16 protein-coding genes are annotated in these 15,200 nt (G+C 75.4%); 6 read left to right on the top strand and 10 right to left on the bottom strand.

The genetic code is table 11. The annotated features are described in order from the left end of the window. Both ACI79O_RS05535 and ACI79O_RS05540 read right to left on the bottom strand, forming a co-directional pair. On the bottom strand, positions 1 to 307 hold a 307-nt coding region (locus ACI79O_RS05535; protein ID WP_456913537.1), incomplete at its 3' end, for an MFS transporter. Continuing rightward, on the bottom strand, positions 304 to 798 hold the full coding sequence (locus ACI79O_RS05540; protein ID WP_456873852.1) for a MarR family winged helix-turn-helix transcriptional regulator: 495 nt from the start codon (positions 796 to 798) through the stop codon (positions 304 to 306). The genes ACI79O_RS05535 and ACI79O_RS05540, both read right to left, overlap by 4 nt. Before the next feature lie 310 nt (positions 799 to 1,108). On the opposite strand from ACI79O_RS05540, the gene hrpA reads away from it, so the two are divergent. Next, positions 1,109 to 5,056 (top strand): ATP-dependent RNA helicase HrpA, encoded by a 3,948-nt coding sequence (hrpA, locus tag ACI79O_RS05545; RefSeq protein ID WP_456913538.1) that lies wholly within the window; start codon positions 1,109 to 1,111, stop codon positions 5,054 to 5,056. Positions 5,057 to 5,070: 14 nt separating this feature from the next. Here the strand turns inward: hrpA and ACI79O_RS05550 are convergent, their stop codons facing one another. After that, positions 5,071 to 5,478, bottom strand: a complete 408-nt coding sequence (locus tag ACI79O_RS05550; RefSeq protein WP_456893324.1) for a hypothetical protein — start codon at positions 5,476 to 5,478, stop codon at positions 5,071 to 5,073. A gap of 211 nt (positions 5,479 to 5,689) precedes the next feature. Here ACI79O_RS05550 and ACI79O_RS05555 point away from each other — a divergent pair, with 211 nt between their 5' ends. From ACI79O_RS05555 to ACI79O_RS05565, 3 genes are all read left to right on the top strand, one after another. Further along, positions 5,690 to 6,079 carry an ATP-binding protein gene (locus ACI79O_RS05555; protein WP_456913539.1) on the top strand — a complete coding sequence of 130 codons (390 nt, stop codon included), beginning with the start codon at positions 5,690 to 5,692 and terminating at the stop codon, positions 6,077 to 6,079. Positions 6,080 to 6,158: 79 nt separating this feature from the next. Then, positions 6,159 to 6,329, top strand: a complete 171-nt coding sequence (locus tag ACI79O_RS05560) for a hypothetical protein (protein ID WP_456873856.1) — start codon at positions 6,159 to 6,161, stop codon at positions 6,327 to 6,329. A gap of 94 nt (positions 6,330 to 6,423) precedes the next feature. Then, on the top strand, positions 6,424 to 7,335 hold the full coding sequence (locus tag ACI79O_RS05565) for an NAD-dependent epimerase/dehydratase family protein (protein ID WP_456913540.1): 912 nt from the start codon (positions 6,424 to 6,426) through the stop codon (positions 7,333 to 7,335). A gap of 35 nt (positions 7,336 to 7,370) precedes the next feature. Here the strand turns inward: ACI79O_RS05565 and ACI79O_RS05570 are convergent, their stop codons facing one another. Further along, positions 7,371 to 8,684, bottom strand: a complete 1,314-nt coding sequence (locus ACI79O_RS05570) for a sulfate adenylyltransferase subunit 1 (protein ID WP_456893330.1) — start codon at positions 8,682 to 8,684, stop codon at positions 7,371 to 7,373. A gap of 100 nt (positions 8,685 to 8,784) precedes the next feature. Here ACI79O_RS05570 and ACI79O_RS05575 point away from each other — a divergent pair, with 100 nt between their 5' ends. Then, the gene (locus tag ACI79O_RS05575; RefSeq protein ID WP_456893332.1) at positions 8,785 to 9,000 is read left to right on the top strand and encodes a hypothetical protein; all 216 of its coding nucleotides are present in this window, start codon (positions 8,785 to 8,787) and stop codon (positions 8,998 to 9,000) included. Between the two features lie 24 nt (positions 9,001 to 9,024). Here the strand turns inward: ACI79O_RS05575 and cysD are convergent, their stop codons facing one another. The 6 genes from cysD to ACI79O_RS05605 all read right to left on the bottom strand — a co-directional run bounded on the left by cysD (position 9,025) and on the right by ACI79O_RS05605 (position 14,647). Then, positions 9,025 to 9,930 carry a sulfate adenylyltransferase subunit CysD gene (gene cysD, locus ACI79O_RS05580; RefSeq protein WP_456893348.1) on the bottom strand — a complete coding sequence of 302 codons (906 nt, stop codon included), beginning with the start codon at positions 9,928 to 9,930 and terminating at the stop codon, positions 9,025 to 9,027. 29 nt (positions 9,931 to 9,959) lie between these two features. After that, on the bottom strand, positions 9,960 to 10,685 hold the full coding sequence (locus ACI79O_RS05585; protein WP_456893334.1) for an inositol monophosphatase family protein: 726 nt from the start codon (positions 10,683 to 10,685) through the stop codon (positions 9,960 to 9,962). Beyond that, positions 10,682 to 11,401 carry a PaaI family thioesterase gene (locus ACI79O_RS05590; protein ID WP_456893336.1) on the bottom strand — a complete coding sequence of 240 codons (720 nt, stop codon included), beginning with the start codon at positions 11,399 to 11,401 and terminating at the stop codon, positions 10,682 to 10,684. Before ACI79O_RS05590 ends, ACI79O_RS05585 begins: the two co-directional genes overlap by 4 nt. After that, positions 11,391 to 12,983, bottom strand: a complete 1,593-nt coding sequence (locus ACI79O_RS05595; protein ID WP_456893338.1) for an ATP-binding protein — start codon at positions 12,981 to 12,983, stop codon at positions 11,391 to 11,393. The genes ACI79O_RS05590 and ACI79O_RS05595 overlap by 11 nt, the downstream gene beginning before the upstream one ends. Positions 12,984 to 13,015: 32 nt before the next feature. After that, on the bottom strand, positions 13,016 to 13,744 hold the full coding sequence (locus ACI79O_RS05600; protein WP_456893340.1) for a response regulator transcription factor: 729 nt from the start codon (positions 13,742 to 13,744) through the stop codon (positions 13,016 to 13,018). A 126-nt stretch (positions 13,745 to 13,870) separates the two neighbouring features. Beyond that, positions 13,871 to 14,647, bottom strand: coding sequence for a siderophore-interacting protein (locus tag ACI79O_RS05605; protein WP_456893342.1), 777 nt, complete (start codon positions 14,645 to 14,647; stop codon positions 13,871 to 13,873). A 335-nt stretch (positions 14,648 to 14,982) separates the two neighbouring features. On the opposite strand from ACI79O_RS05605, the gene ACI79O_RS05610 reads away from it, so the two are divergent. Next, positions 14,983 to 15,192 carry a DUF2945 domain-containing protein gene (locus ACI79O_RS05610; RefSeq protein WP_456913541.1) on the top strand — a complete coding sequence of 70 codons (210 nt, stop codon included), beginning with the start codon at positions 14,983 to 14,985 and terminating at the stop codon, positions 15,190 to 15,192. The last annotated feature ends 8 nt before the right edge of the window (positions 15,193 to 15,200 follow it).

Here is a 15,200-nt window from a genome sequence, read left to right on the forward strand (position 1 = left end):
GGTAGAACGGCCGCCGGCCGTAGATGTCGGAGAGCTTGCCGTACAGCGGCGTGGCGATCGTCGAGGTGATGAGGAACGCCGTCGTCGCCCACGCCTGCAGGTCGTAGCCCTGCAGGTCGTCGGCGATGGTCCGGATGGCGGTCGACACCACCGTCTGGTCGAGGGCGGCGAGGAACATCGCCACCATCAGGCCGGCCACGATCGTGAGGATCTGCCGGTGGGTGAAGGCACCGGAGGAGTCCGGCGCGGCGGCCGCGGCGCGGCTGCCGCTGCGCCCGCCGGCGGGGCGGGCGGTGGTCTGGCTCATGGGTTCTCTCTCGGGACGGGAGGCGCGGAGGGGGAGCGGGGATCGGACGGCAGCGCTGCCGTGAGGTCGTCGAGCAGGCGCCCGAACAGCCCGGTGAGGGCGGTGAGGTCGGCATCGGACCAACCGGTGAGGACGGCGCCGAGGTGGGCGGCGCGCTCCTCGGCGAGCCGCTCGACGGCGGCCCGGCCGGCATCGGTGACAACCAGCCGGGAGGCGCGGCCGTCGGTCTCGTCGGCCACCCGCTGGACCAGTCCGTGCTCGACGAGCGCGGCGACGTGCCGGCTGACCGTCGAGGGGTCGGCGTGCACGACCTCGGCCAGGGTGCTCTGGCGGAGGGGGCCCAGGCGGGTCAGGGGGAACAGCAGCACGAGCGCGGCGCGCTCCCGCCCCTCGGCGGTGGCCGGGAGGCTCTTGAACGCGTGCACCAGCCGCACGAAGCGCGGCATCTGCTCCGACAGCCGGCGGACCTCGGCCGCCCGCGTGGCCGACACGGCAGTGCGCCCGGTCGCGGAGGGTGCGGACGAGGACACGGGGACTCCAGACAGGGAGGAGGGGATGTACGTGCAACCTACAAGACGTTGCACGTTACAAGCAACTAGTTGCGTGGTACATGCGACGTGATCTGGGCGACGAGCTGCACCCGCGAGTGCCGGTACCCCGCGCGAGGGCGACGGAACAGCCGCCCGCCGGCCGGCGTTGTCCTCCCCGGCCCCGGACGCCGGACGGCGCGGGCCTCCCCGATGCGATCCTGGGAGCGGAGCAGTCCGCTCCCCGCCCCCTGGAAGAAGGCCGAGCACCGCCGTGACCGCGACCCTCCCGGACCTCCGGTCCCGGCTGGCCGCGCTGACCCTCGAGGACGAGCACCGCATCGGCCGCCGTCTGGAGGGCACGCGCCGCATCCGCGACGAGGCGGCACGGGCGCGGGCGCTGGAGAGCATCGCCGCCGACGTCGCCGCCGCGGAGGAGCGCATCGCCCGCCGGCGGGCCGCCGTCCCGGCGGTCACCTATCCCGAGGGCCTGCCGGTCAGCGCCCGTCGCGACGACATCGCCGCCGCGCTGCGCGAGCACCAGGTGGTCGTCGTCGCCGGCGAGACCGGCTCGGGCAAGACCACCCAGCTGCCCAAGATCGCCCTGGAGCTCGGCCGCGGGGTGCGCGGCCGGATCGGGCACACCCAGCCCCGGCGGATCGCCGCGCGCACGGTGGCCGAGCGCATCGCCGAGGAGCTCGACACCCCGCTGGGCGGCGCGGTCGGCTGGAAGGTGCGCTTCACCGACCAGGTCGGCGACGGCACCCTGGTCAAGCTCATGACCGACGGCGTCCTGCTGGCCGAGATCGCGCGCGACCGGATGCTGCGCCAGTACGACACGATCGTCGTCGACGAGGCGCACGAGCGGAGCCTCACCATCGACTTCCTGCTGGGCTACCTGGCCCAGCTGCTGCCCCGGCGTCCCGACCTCAAGGTCGTCATCACCTCGGCCACCATCGACGTCGACCGGATCGCCAGGCACTTCGCGGTCGACGGCGCTGAGGTGCCCGTCGTCGAGGTCAGCGGCCGCACCTACCCGGTCGAGATCCGCTACCGGCCGGTGGTGGACCCCGACGACCCGGACGCCGACCCCGACCGCGACCAGGTCACCGCCATCGGCGATGCCGTCGAGGAGCTGGCGGCCGAGGGCCCCGGGGACGTGCTCGTCTTCCTCGCGGGTGAGCGCGAGATCCGCGACGCCGCGGACGGCCTCACCGAGCGCTTCCCGGGGGTCGAGGTGCTGCCGCTCTACTCGCGGCTGTCGGCCGCCGACCAGCACCGGGTCTTCCAGCCGCACACCGGGCGGCGGATCGTGCTGGCCACCAACGTCGCCGAGACGTCGCTGACCGTGCCCGGCATCCGCTACGTCGTCGACCCCGGGACCGCCCGCATCTCGCGGTACAGCGCGCGGACCAAGGTGCAGCGGCTGCCCATCGAGCCGATCAGCCAGGCCTCGGCGCGGCAGCGCTCGGGCCGCTGCGGCCGCGTGGCCGAGGGCGTCGCCATCCGGCTCTACACCGAGGAGGACTTCGAGAGCCGGCCGGAGTACACCGACCCGGAGATCCTGCGCACCAGCCTGGCCTCGGTCCTGCTGCAGATGGCCGCCCTCGACCTCGGCGCGGTCGAGGACTTCCCGTTCGTCGACCCGCCCGACCGCCGCGCCGTCGCCGACGGCCGGGCCCTGCTCGAGGAGCTCGGCGCGCTCGACGAGCGGGGCCGGCTCACCCCCACCGGCCGGGCGCTGGCACAGCTGCCGCTGGACCCCCGGCTGGGCCGCATGGTGGTCGAGGCCGACCGCCGCGGCGTGCTGGAGGAGGTCCTGGTCATCGCCGCGGGCCTGACCATCCAGGACCCCCGCGAGCGCCCGGCCGAGCACCAGCAGGCCGCCGACCAGGCGCACGCCCGCTTCGCCGACGAGCACTCCGACTTCCTCACCCTGCTCAACCTGTGGCGCCACCTGACCGAGCAGCAGGACGCGCTGTCGGGCAGCCAGTTCCGCCGCACGGTCAAGCGCGAGTTCCTGCACTACCTGCGCATCCGCGAGTGGCAGGACCTGCACGGCCAGCTGCGCAGCACCGCCCGGCGGCTCGGCATGACCGTCGGTGACCTCGCCGCCGAGCCCGACGAGCGCGGCGTGCACACCGCCCTGCTGGCCGGACTGCTGTCGCAGGTGGGCCTGCAGCTCGAGGACACCCGGAGGAAGGACGGCGACCGGCGGCGCGGTGGTCGCGAGTACCTGGGCGCCCGCGGGGCCCGGTTCGTCATCGCCCCCGGCACGCCGCTGGCCAGGAAGCCCCCGCGCTGGGTCGTCGCCGCCGAGCTCGTGGAGACCAGCCGGCTGTTCGCCCGCACCGTCGCCCGCGTCGACCCCGACGACGTCGAGCGGCTGGCGGCCCACCTGGTGAAGCGGGAGCACTCCGAGCCCCGGTGGGACGCGAAGCGGGGCTCGGTCGTGGCCAGTGAGCGGGTCACCCTCTACGGCATCCCGCTCGTCGTGGGCCGCCGCGTGCAGTACGGCTCGATCGACCCGGTCGTGTCCCGGGAGCTGTTCATCCGGCACGCGCTCGTGCAGGGCGAGTGGACGACGCACCACCGCTTCTGGACCGACAACCAGCGCGCGATCGAGCGGGTCGCCGAGCTCGAGGAGCGGGCCCGCCGCCGCGACATCCGGGTCGACGACGAGACGCTGTTCGAGCTCTACGACGCCCGGATCCCGGCCGACGTCGTCTCCACCCGGCACTTCGACCGCTGGTGGAAGCAGGCGCGCCGGGAGACGCCGGGCCTGCTCACCTTCACGCCGGAGGTGCTCACCAACGCGGTCGCGGCCGGGCAGGTCCGCGTCGAGGACTTCCCCGACGAGGTGCCGCTGACGCAGGGGCTGACCCTCCCGCTGTCCTACGCCTTCGCCCCCGGCGCGCCGGAGGACGGGGTGACCGTCGACGTGCCGCTCGCGGTGCTCGACACCGTGGCCGAGCGGACGTCGGGGGAGTCGCTGGCCTTCACCGTCCCCGGCCTGCGCGAGGAGCTGGTGACGGCGCTGCTGCGGACGCTGCCCAAGCAGCTGCGCCGCGCCCTGGTGCCGATCCCCGACCGGGTCCGCGAGGTGCTGCCGCGCATCGCCCCGGCCGAGCCGCTGCTGCCGGCGCTGGAGCGCGAGCTACGGCGGACGGCGGGCGTCGTCGTCCCGCCGGACGCCTGGCAGCCCGCACAGGTGCCCGACCACCTGCGGGCGACGTTCCGCGTCCTCGACGACCGGCAGCGGCCCCTGGCCACCGGCAAGGACCTGCAGGCCCTCCGCCGCGAGGTCGCCCCCGCCAGCCGGGCCAGCCTGGCCCGGGCGGCCTCGGACCTCGAGCGCACCGGGCTGACGGCGTGGACGATCGGGGAGCTGCCGCGCACCGTCGAGGTGGTCCGCGGCGGGCACGCGGTCACCGCCTACCCGGCGCTGGTCGACGAGGGCGCCACGGTCGGCGTCCGGGTCGTGTCCACCGAGGCCGAGGCCACCCGCCTGACCTGGCGCGGCGCGCGACGGCTGCTGGTGCTGGTGGCCGGCTCGCCCGCGCGGCAGGTGGTCAAGGGCCTGTCGCCCCGGACGCGGCTGGCCCTGCAGTTCAACCCCGACGGCGAGATCCCGGCCCTGGTCGACGACTGCGTCGACGCCGCCGCCGACGAGCTGGTCGCCGCCGCCGGCGGGCCGCCGCGCGACGAGGCCGCCTTCACCGCGCTGGTGACCACGGCCCGGCAGCAGCTGCTGCCGCTGACCCAGGACGCCGTCCGGCGGGTGGAGGCGGTGCTCACCCAGGCCCGCGAGGTCGCCGTCGCGATCGGCGCGGCCCCGGGACGGCGGGTGCCCGAGGCAGCTGTCGCCGACCTGCGCCGTCAGATGGCCGGGCTGCTGCACCGCGGCTTCGTGGCCGACGCCGGCCGCCGGCGCCTGCCCGACCTCGTGCGCTACCTGCGGGCGATGGCCCACCGGCTGGAGAAGCTGCCGGCCAACGCGGCGCGCGACGCGCTGTGGACGGAGCAGGTCGCGGCGGTCACCGCCGAGTACGAGCAGCTGCGCCGGGAGGTGTCCCCGACGGGGGCGCCGGACGACCCGGTCGCGCGGATCCGCTGGATGGTCGAGGAGCTGCGGGTCGGGCTGTTCGCCCAGCAGATCGGCACGCCGCGCCCGGTGTCGGAGCAGCGCCTCTACAAGGCCATCGACGCGCTCACGGCCTGAGGGAGGCCTCGGGGTCAGTCCTGCGCGCGGTCGCCGTCGCGCAGCAGGGCGGAGACGCGCTGCCGCGTCACGCCGTACAGGGCGGCGATCCGGTTGATGCTCACCCGCTCGGCCTGCAGCGCGCGGGCCTGCGCCCGGCGCCAGGCCGACCCGGCGCCGGCCAGCCCGGAGAGCACCGTGCTGATGCGCTCCACGACCAGCGGGCGGGACTCGGCGGTGACGATGTCCAGCCACGCCCGGCCGGCCCGGCGCTCGGCGAGCAACAGCTCCGCGCGCGCCCGCGCGTCCTGCAGCTCGGCGGCGCAGCGGTCGATCTCGCGCACCAGGTCCTCGAGTGCCAGCAGGGCGTCGTCGTCCCGTGGCGTGCTGTCGACCACGGCATCGTCCGGCGCGGCCGGCGTCGTCTGCGGTCCTGCCGTCACGGGGGTCCTCCTCCGTCCTCGCCGACGCTCTGTCGCGCCGCTCGGTTGCACACTACCGTGTTGAACGGGTGTTGCGTGCAACGGCTGTGACATGCAACTGCCATTCCGTGCAACGGGCGTTGCGTACCGGTCGCCGACCTGTCAGGCTGGCCGCCAGTTCGATGGTGCACAACCGATGAGGCGCCCCGGTGCCGGAACCAGGGAGGCCTCGATGTCCACGCTCACCGCCCGGGTCGACCTACCGCCCTCGGCGCGCAGCGTCCCGGTGGCCCGTCACCTGGCCCGGGAGGTCCTCCTGGCCTGGCGCGCGCCGCAGGACACCGGGGACGTCGAACTCCTCGTCACCGAGGTGGTCGCCAACGTCGTCGACCACGTCGGCGGGGAGAGCGTGCTGTCCCTGGAGCTGGAGTACTCCAACGGCTGGCTGCGCGTCGCCGTGGCCGACGGCAGCTCGGTGCGCCCGGTGGTCGGAGAGCTGCGCGGTGACCAGCCCCGGGGGCGGGGGATGCAGATCGTCGACGCGATCGCCGACGACTGGGGCGTGGAGGACGTGGACGGCGGCAAGCGGGTGTGGTTCTCGGTGCGGTCGCACGGCGGCTGAGGCCGGGCGCGCGCGTTTGTCGCCGGTCCCTCCCGGGGAGGGCTGGGGGCGACCGAAGCCGCCAGACGGAGGAGACGCGATGAGCGAGCCCAGCCACACCGAGGCCGCCGGCGAGGGCCTGTCCGACGAGGAGATGGTGCAGACCGTCGCCGACCAGACCGACAGCGCCTCGGGGCACGCCTACAAGGCCGGCAAGGACTGGGACGGCGACCCCAGCCAGGCGCCGGCGCCCCCGGACCCCGAGTCCTGACGAGCCGACCGGCCGTCCCGCCGCCCGGCTCGTGCCGGGCGGCGGACGACCTCCTGCCACGGGGCGCCGTGACGACGCCCCGGATCGGAGAGCCATGACCAGCGCGTCCGACCGTGCGGAGCCCGGCGGGAGCCGGCACGTGCTGGTCACCGGGGGGAGCGGCAAGCTCGGCCGCGCCGTCGTCGACCTGCTCGTGCGGCGCGGCCGCCGGGTGTCGGTCGTGGACCTCGTGCACCCCGGCCGGGCCGACGTCGCCTGGACACAGGCCGACCTCACCGACTACGGCCAGGCCGTCGGGGCGCTGACCGGCGTCGACGACCGGTGGCCGGCCCCGGACGCCGTCGTCCACCTGGCCGCGCTGCCGGCCCCGGGCCTGCGGCCCGACGCGACGCTGTTCGCCGCGAACGTGACGACGACGTACAACGTCTTCGCCGCCGCCCGGGTGGCCGGGATCGACACGGTGGTGTGGGCCTCCAGCGAGACGGTGCTGGGGCTGCCCTTCGACACCCCGCCGCCCTACCTGCCGCTCGACGAGGACTGCGGGCCGACGCCGAACTCGTCCTACTCGCTGTCGAAGACGCTGGAGGAGGAGATGGCGCGGCAGTTCGCCCGGTGGCGGCCGGAGCTGTCGATCACCGGACTGCGCTTCTCCAACGTGATGGAGCCGGCCGACTACGCGGCCTTCCCCTCCTTCGACGCCGACGCGGCGCTGCGGCGGTGGAACGCGTGGTCCTACATCGACGCGCGCGACGGTGCCGCCGCGGTCCTGGCCGCGCTCGACCACCGCGGCCCCGGAGCGGAGGTCTTCGTCATCGCCAACGCCGACACGGTGATGAGCCGGCCCAGCGCGGAGCTGGCTGCCGAGCAGTTCCCCGGCGTCCCGGTGCGCGGACCGCTGGGGCGGCACCAGGCGCTGATGAGCAGCGAGCGGGCCCGCCGGGCCCTCGGGTGGACGCCCGAGCACAGCTGGCGCGACGAGGTGGACGGCTCCCCAGCCGGCACGTGAGGTGCCGGAGCGGCCCCGTGCAGGGGCCCGGGGTCCTACTGGTGGGGGACGAGCATCCCCGCGCCGACCGTGGCGTTGGTGGCCTCGTCGACGAGGATGAACCGGCCGGTGGCCCGGTTGTGCGTGTAGTCGTCGACGAACAGCGGCTGGGTCGTCCGCAGCCGCACCCGGCCGATGTCGTTGAGGCCGAGCTCGCCGGCCTCCTCCTCGTGGTCGAGGGTGTTGACGTCGAGCCGGTGGACGATCTCCTTGACCATCGCCCGCACGCTGCGGGTGGTGTGCTTGACGGCCAGCCGCTGCCGCGGCCGCAGCGGCTCGTCGGCCATCCAGCAGACCAGCGCGTCGAGGTCCTGGGTCACCTCGGGCCCGCCCCCCGGTCCACACAGCAGGTCGCCGCGGGAGACGTCGAGGTCGTCGGCGAGCCGCACGGTGACCGCCATGGGCGGGTGTGCGGCGTCCACCGGGCCGCGGGGGCCGTCGATGGCGGCGATCGTCGTCGTCCGGCCGCCGGGCAGCACCTGCACCTCGTCGCCGGGGCGCAGCACCCCGCTGGCCACGGTGCCGGCGTAGCCGCGGTAGTCGTGGAAGGCGTCCGACTGCGGCCGGATCACGTACTGGACGGGGAAGCGGACGTCGGTGAGGTTGCGGTCACCGGCCACCTCCACCGACTCCAGGTGCTCGAGGAGTGCCGGCCCGTCGTACCAGGGCGCGGCGTCGGACCGGGTGACGACGTTGTCCCCACGCAGCGCCGAGACGGGGACGACGGTCAGGTCGGGGATGTCGAGCTTGGCCGCGAACGCGCGGAACTCGTCACGGATGGCCTCGAAGGTCTCCTGCGACCAGCCGGCCAGGTCCATCTTGTTGACGGCGACGACCAGGTGCGGCACCCGCAGCAGCGCGGCGAGGTAGGCGTGCCGCCGGCTCTGCTCCTGGATGCCCTTGCGGACGTCGACCAGCACGATCGCGAGGTCCGCCGTCGAGGCGCCGGTGACCGTGTTGCGGGTGTACTGCACGTGCCCCGGGGTGTCGGCCAGGATGAACGTGCGCCGCGGGGTGCTGAAGTAGCGGTAGGCGACGTCGATGGTGATGCCCTGCTCGCGCTCGGCCCGCAGGCCGTCGGTGAGCAGCGCGAGGTCCACGTAGTCGCCGCGGCTGGCCCGCTCGATCGCCGCGTACTGGTCCTCGAACACCGCCTTGCTGTCGAACAGCAGCCGGCCGATCAGCGTGCTCTTGCCGTCGTCGACCGAGCCGGCGGTGGCGATGCGGAGGATGTCCCGGCGCGCCGTCGCGATCTCGGCCGCCTGCTCGGCAGCGGCGGAGTGGACGTCGACGGCGGACTGCTCGGACACGACCCCCATCATCCCCGCCGCGAGCGGACGGCAGCGTCCGGGGCCGTCCTCGGGGACGCTGGTGTGAGCCGGGCCACCGGGCCCGCAGGGAGGAGCGGCGGTGGGCGGGCTCGTGTTCCTCGTTCCGGTGCTGCTGGTCGTCGTGGCCGGGTACTCGGTCGGTTACGTGGTCGCCGAGGCGCTCGGCGTCGGGTCACCGCAGGCGGTGGGCTGGCCGGCCGGGTTCGTGCTGCTGGCCGTCACCGTCGTCGTCCTGCTGCGCCACCGCCGCCGGCGTCGCTCGCGCGCTCGCGGCGGCCCGCCGCACGCTGGGTGAGCGTGGTGAGCGGATGGGGTCCTCCTAGAAGTAGCCCTCCTTCTTCCGGTCCTCCATCGCGGCGTCGCTGACCTTGTCGTCGCCGCGGGTGGCGCCGCGCTCGGTCATGCGGGTCACCGCGATCTCCGCGATGACCTCCTCGACCGTCGTCGCCTCCGAGCGCACGGCCGCGGTGAGGTTGGCGTCGCCCACGGTCCGGTAGCGCACCGTGGCGCGGGACACCCGCTCGCCCTCGCGGGGCCGGACGAACTCGTTGACGGCGTAGAGCATCCCCTGCCGCTCGACGACCTCCCGCTCCCGGGCGAGGTACAGCGACGGGATCTCGATGTGCTCCTGGGCGATGTACTGCCAGATGTCGAGCTCGGTCCAGTTCGACAGCGGGAAGACGCGGATCGACTCGCCGAGGTGGATCCGCCCGTTGTAGAGGTCCCACAGCTCCGGCCGCTGGTTCTTCGGGTCCCACTGGCCGAACTCGTCGCGGAAGGAGAACACCCGCTCCTTGGCGCGGGCCTTGTCCTCGTCGCGGCGGGCGCCGCCGAACAGCGCGGTGAAGCCGTGCTCCTCGACCGCCTCGAGCAGCACCGGCGTCTGGATCCGGTTGCGCGAGCCGTTGGGCTCCTCGCGGACCAGACCACGCGCCATCGCGTCGGGCACGGAGGCGACGACGAGCTCCACGCCGAGCTCGGCCACCCGCTTGTCCCGGAACTCCAGGACGTCGGGGAAGTTCAGCCCGGTGTCGACGTGCATCACCGGGAACGGGATCCGCGCCGGCGCGAACGCCTTGCGGGCCAGCTCGAGCATGACGATCGAGTCCTTGCCGCCGGAGAACAGCAGCACCGGGCGCTCGAGCTCGGCGGCCACCTCGCGGATGACGTGGATGGACTCGGCCTCGAGCGTCTCCAGCTGGGTGAGCCGGTGGTCGGTCGTCATCGTCACCCCGCCAGTGTCCGCCACGCGGGTCAGCCGACCGCGGCCAGGAGGTCGGCAGCCAGCTCCGGGCGGCAGACCAGCAGGTCGGGCAGCGACGGGTCGGGCTCGTTGTAGCGCAGCGGCGACCCGTCGAGCCGGACGGCGGTCAGCCCCGCGGCCAGGGCGACGGCGACCGGGGCGGCGGAGTCCCACTGGTACATGCCCCCGGCGTGCACGTAGGCGTCGACCTCGCCGCGCACCACCGCCGTCGTCTTCCACCCGGCCGAGCCCAGGGGCACCAGCTCGCCGCCGACCGCCGCGGCGGCGGCCCCGGCCTGCGCCGGCGGGCGGGTCCGGCTGACCGCGATCCGCGGCGGCCGCGCGGGCACGGCCGGGAGGTCGGGCGCGGGGTCGGTGACCAGCACCTCGCCGACGGCGGGCAGCGCCACCGCGGCGGCGGTCAGGCGCCCGGACGCCCACAGCGCCACGTGCACCGCGAAGTCGGACCGGTCCGTCTCGCCGTACTCGCGGGTCCCGTCGAGCGGGTCGACGATCCACACCCGTCCCGCCTCCAGCCGGCTGCGGTCGTCGGCGGCCTCCTCGCTGAAGACGACGTCGTCAGGCCGGTGCGCGGCCAGCACCGAGGTGATCGCCGCCTGCGCCGCCGCGTCCCCGGCGTCGCCGAGCTCGCGGCCGGTCAGCCTCCCCGCGCGCAGCTCCACCAGCACGGCGGCCGCCGCCCGGGCCGCGGCGGCGGCGACCTCGACGTCCCTCACCGGTCCCCGTCGGGGGCCGGGGCGGTCGCGTCGGTGGGCCGCTGCGGCGGGGCATGGCGGCCGGAGGCGTCGGTGACCTGCGCGAAGTAGGCCGTCCGCAGCTCCTCCCGTGGCAGCACGAACACCGCCCGCGCCTCGACCAGCGGCCGGCCCGGGTCGTCGGCCGGGGCGATCGAGCCGGTGACGACGGACTTGCGACCGCCGACCTCGGTGACCCGGGCCCGGCAGACGACGGGGGTGTGCAGCGGTACCGGACGACGGTAGTCGAGCTCGAGCCGGGCGGTCATGCCCCACAGGCCCGCGCGGATGGTGGCCGCGCCGAGCACCTGGTCCATGACCAGCCCGCTGACCCCGCCGTGCAGGTAGCCCGGCGGGCCCTCGTAGGCCAGGCCGAAGGAGACCTCGCCGACGACGCCGCCGGGCTCCTCGCGCAGCGCCAGCGGCGGGGCCAGCGCGCTGCCGACACCGGTGACCGGGTTGTAGACCCGCCGGAAGCGCACCGGGTCGTCGAGGGCCGGCAGCTGCGTGGGCGGGCGGGTCGAGGCCCCCAGCCGTCCGGCGGCGGCGCGCACCGCGGCGGCGACCTCGTGCAGCTCGCCGGCCGGGACGGTGGTGCGCACGGAGGCCTCCACGAGCCCGCGCAGCGCGTCCCCCAGGTCGGTGACGGCCGCCATCAGGTCGGGGTCGTACGGGGCGCCCTCGGCGTCAGTGGTCACCCGCGGACGGTACGTCCGCGGGTGCCGGCGCCTGCCTGGGGACCCCGCCCCGGCCGAGGTCGGGGCCCGAGCGGGGCAGCCGGACGGTGAAGACCGAGCCGCGTCCGGGGTCGGTGTCCAGGGACACGTCCCCGCCGTGCGCGGCCACCAGTGCCGCCACGATCGACAGGCCCAGGCCGGTGCCGCCCGCGGCGCGGCTGCGCGAGGCGTCGGCCCGGTAGAAGCGCTCGAACACCCGCGCGGCCACCTCCGGCGCCATGCCCGGGCCCTCGTCGGCCACGCGCAGGACCACCCGGTCGCCGCCGCCGCTGGTGTCCTCGCTGATCGAGACGGTGACCGGCGCCGTCTCCGGCGTGTGCGCCAGCGCGTTGATGACCAGGTTGCCCACGACCTGGCGCAGCCGGGCCTCGTCGCCGAGCACCACCGGCACCTCGGTCATCGCCTCGTCGACGTGCAGCGCGAGCGGCCGGTCGGGCTGCAGCACCCGCCCGTCGTGGACCGCGTCGCCGGCGAGCTCGGCCAGGTCGACCGGGGTGAGCGCCAGCGGCCGCTGCTGGTCCAGCCGGGCCAGCTGCAGCAGGTCCTCGACGAGCACGCCCATGCGCGCGCCCTCGCTCTCGATCCGCTGCATCAGCCGCTCGACCTCCGCGGGGCTGCCGACGGCGCCCTGCCGGTACAGCTCGGCGAACCCGCGGATCGACGTCAGCGGGGTGCGCAGCTCGTGACTGGCGTCGGCGACGAACCGGCGCATCCGCTCCTCGGACGCCCGCGCCTGCTCCTCGGAGGCCTGCTGGGCGCGGAACGAGCTCTCGATGCGGGCGAGCATGCCGTTGAGGGCCTGCGAGAGCCGGCCCACCTCGGTGTGGCCGTCCCCGGCGGGCACCCGCTGGGAGAGGTCGCCGGCGGCGATGGCCTGCGCGGTCCGCTCGACGGCGGCCAGCGGCCGCAGGCTGTGACGCACCAGCCCGTACCCGGCCAGGCCGAGGGCGACGAGCACCACCAGGCCGACGACGACCTCGAGGGCCACCAGCCGGCCGATCACCCGGTCGTCGCGGTCGAGGTCCCCGCCGACGACGACGACCAGCCCGCTGGGCAGCGTCGCGGCGGTCACCCGCCAGAGGGTGTCGCCGTCGACGGAGCGCACCGTGTACGCGGTCGGGCCGCCGGGGCCGCCGCCGGGCCGCCCGTCGCGGTCGGTCCCGGCGGCGATGGCGACCACCTGGGCGGCGTTCAGGTCGGGCAGGGCGTCGTCCGAGGGCGGGCCGGAGATGACGATCGGCGCGGCCTCACCCGGCACCGCGCAGGCCAGGTAGCCGAAGGTGATGACGCGCTGCCGGCCGCCGAGCAGGCAGGAGGCGACGACGTCCTGGGACTCGCGTGCCGTGCGCAGCTGGTTCGCCAGCTGCTCGTCCTGCTGCTCGACCAGGTAGCGCTTGAGCAGGGAGGTCGCCGTCAGGCCGGTGGCGATCAGGGCCACGGTGACCAGCGCCAGCAGCAGCGCCACGATCGTGATCCGCAGCGGGACCCGCGGCAGCCGGAGGCCGCCGCGGGTCGCCGGTGGGGCGCCGGGCGCGGTGTCCACCGCTCCCCGGTCGCTCCCGGGGGGCGCTCCGGTCACGAACCGCGCGGCAGCCGGAGCGTGTAGCCGACTCCGCGGATGGTGTGCAGCAGCCGCGGCTCGGTCGTGTCGATCTTGCGCCGCAGGTAGGAGATGTAGGACTCGACGACGTTGGCCTCGCCGTTGAAGTCGTAGTTCCACACGTGGTCGAGGATCTGCGCCTTCGACAGCACCCGCCCGGCGTTGGCCATGAGGTAGCGCAGCAGCTTGAACTCGGTCGGGGACAGGCTCACGACCTCGCCGGCCTTGACGACCTCGTGCGACTCCTCGTCGAGCTCGATGTCGGCGAAGGACAGCCGGGGGCTCTCGGCCGCCCGCTGCTGGCCGGTGCTGCGGCGCAGCACCGCCCGGATCCGGGCGAGCACCTCGTCGAGGCTGAAGGGCTTGGTGACGTAGTCGTCGCCGCCCAGGGTCAGGCCGGAGACCTTGTCCTCGGCCGCGTCTCGGGCGGTGAGGAACAGCACCGGGGTGTGCCGGCCGGTCTCGCGCAGCCGTCGGACGACCCCGAAGCCGTCGAGCCCCGGCATCATGACGTCGAGGACGAGCAGGTCGGGGCGGAAGGACGCCGCCAGCGCCAGCGCCTGCTGGCCGTCGGAGGCCGTCGCCACCTCGAAGCCGGCGTAGCGCAGGCTCGCCGACAGCAGCTCGCGGATGTTGGGCTCGTCGTCGACCACCAGGAGGCGGGCCTCGGGAGCCGACCCCCGGGCCGTTCGGGTCCCCGTCACGACATCTCCCGTCGGACGCCTGGTCACCGTCGTCATGCTCTCCACGGTGTGCGGCGCTGCTGCGGCCGCCCTGGAGGCTACCTGTGAGGATGCTGGGCGCGGTGCCTCCGGCGTCCCCGCGGTCGCTCAGCCCGCGGGGGCCATCGCGCGGCCGCGTCGCCAGTAGCCGATCGCGTGGTGCTGCGCGCGGGACAGCCCCCAGCGGCCGCGCAGGTCGGCGCGCACCGCCCGCACGGAGGCGGACTCGGCGGCGACCCAGGCGAACAGGTCGTCCCCGGCCGGGCGCTCCAGCGCGGCGACGGCATCGGCCAGCAGCGTGCTCTCCCCGGGCGGGGTGCTCCCCCGGTGCAGCCAGCGCACCTCGATACCCGGCGGCGCGGCGAGCGGTTGCTCCTCCTCCGGGCCGGCCACCTCGAGCAGCGCCGTGCCGACGGTGTCCGGGGCGGCCGCGGCGAGGATGCGGCTGATCGCCGGCAGTGCCGTCTCGTCGCCGGCGAGCAGCAGGGTGCCGGCCGGCCGGTCACCGAGCGGGCCGCCGCCGGCCACGCCCAGCAGCGCTCCCGGGGCCGCGGCGCCGGCCCAGGAGGCGGCGGGGCCGTCGCCGTGCAGGACGAAATCGATCTCCACCTCGCCGCGCTCCGGGTCCTGCCGCCGCGCGGTGTAGCTGCGCAGGCTCACCCCGTGCGCGCCGACGGGCCACACGACCCGGCCGTCGCGGGCGACGGCCGGCCAGCGCGGGGCGGGATCGCCCACCCGGGGGACCAGCAGGTTGACCGTCGGCCCGGCGGCCGCGACGGCGTCCGGGGTGCCGGTGAGGACGACCCGCCGCACCGAGGGAGTGGGGTCGGCGACGGAGACGACGGTGAGGACGTCGACGGTGCGGGGATCGCCGGGCTCGGTCACGCCGGCGAGCGTAGGGACCGGGTGCCGGTGCGGGCCGACCCGGCCGACCCCGGGGGAATGGGGTCGACCGGGCCGGCGATCGAGGACGAAGCCGGATCACTGTGCGTCACCGCTGCTCGACGCTCAGCAGCAGGTTCGCCCGGCGGGGCCCCGTCACCGGCAACGCTACGTGATCGCCGCCGTCCTGGCACTGCCTGATCGGGTGGCGCAGCTGCGCGGCGGGGTGATCTCGGTCGCCGCGCGGGCCGGCCTCCGGCGTGCCGCCGCCCATGTGTGCCCTCCGGACGGGAGGGGCACCGGGGAGGGACCAGTCGACGCCGACGGAGGGCGAGCGCGTGTCCGACGACTTCGAGAAGGGTGACCACGTCACCTGGAACAGCCACGGCAGCAAGGCCGAGGGCACGGTGACGAAGAAGATCACCGAGGAGACCGAGGCCGGCGGCCGGAAGGTGAAGGCGAGCTCCGACGACCCGCAGTACGAGGTCGAGAGCGACAAGAGCGGCAAGACGGCGGTGCACAAGCCGTCCGCGTTGGAGGAGAAGTGAGCCGCAGC

It is taken from the genome of Geodermatophilus sp. SYSU D00696 (assembly GCF_054050235.1).

Excerpts from the sequence above, each read along its gene's own strand:
- ACI79O_RS05560 (WP_456873856.1), top strand. The coding sequence starts at position 6,159 with ATGAGCGAGCCCAGCCACACCGAGGCCGCCGGCGAGGGCCTGTCCGAC.
- ACI79O_RS05565 (WP_456913540.1), top strand. The coding sequence starts at position 6,424 with ATGACCAGCGCGTCCGACCGTGCGGAGCCCGGCGGGAGCCGGCACGTG.
- cysD (WP_456893348.1), bottom strand. The coding sequence starts at position 9,930 with ATGACGACCGACCACCGGCTCACCCAGCTGGAGACGCTCGAGGCCGAG.
- ACI79O_RS05555 (WP_456913539.1), top strand. The coding sequence starts at position 5,690 with ATGTCCACGCTCACCGCCCGGGTCGACCTACCGCCCTCGGCGCGCAGC.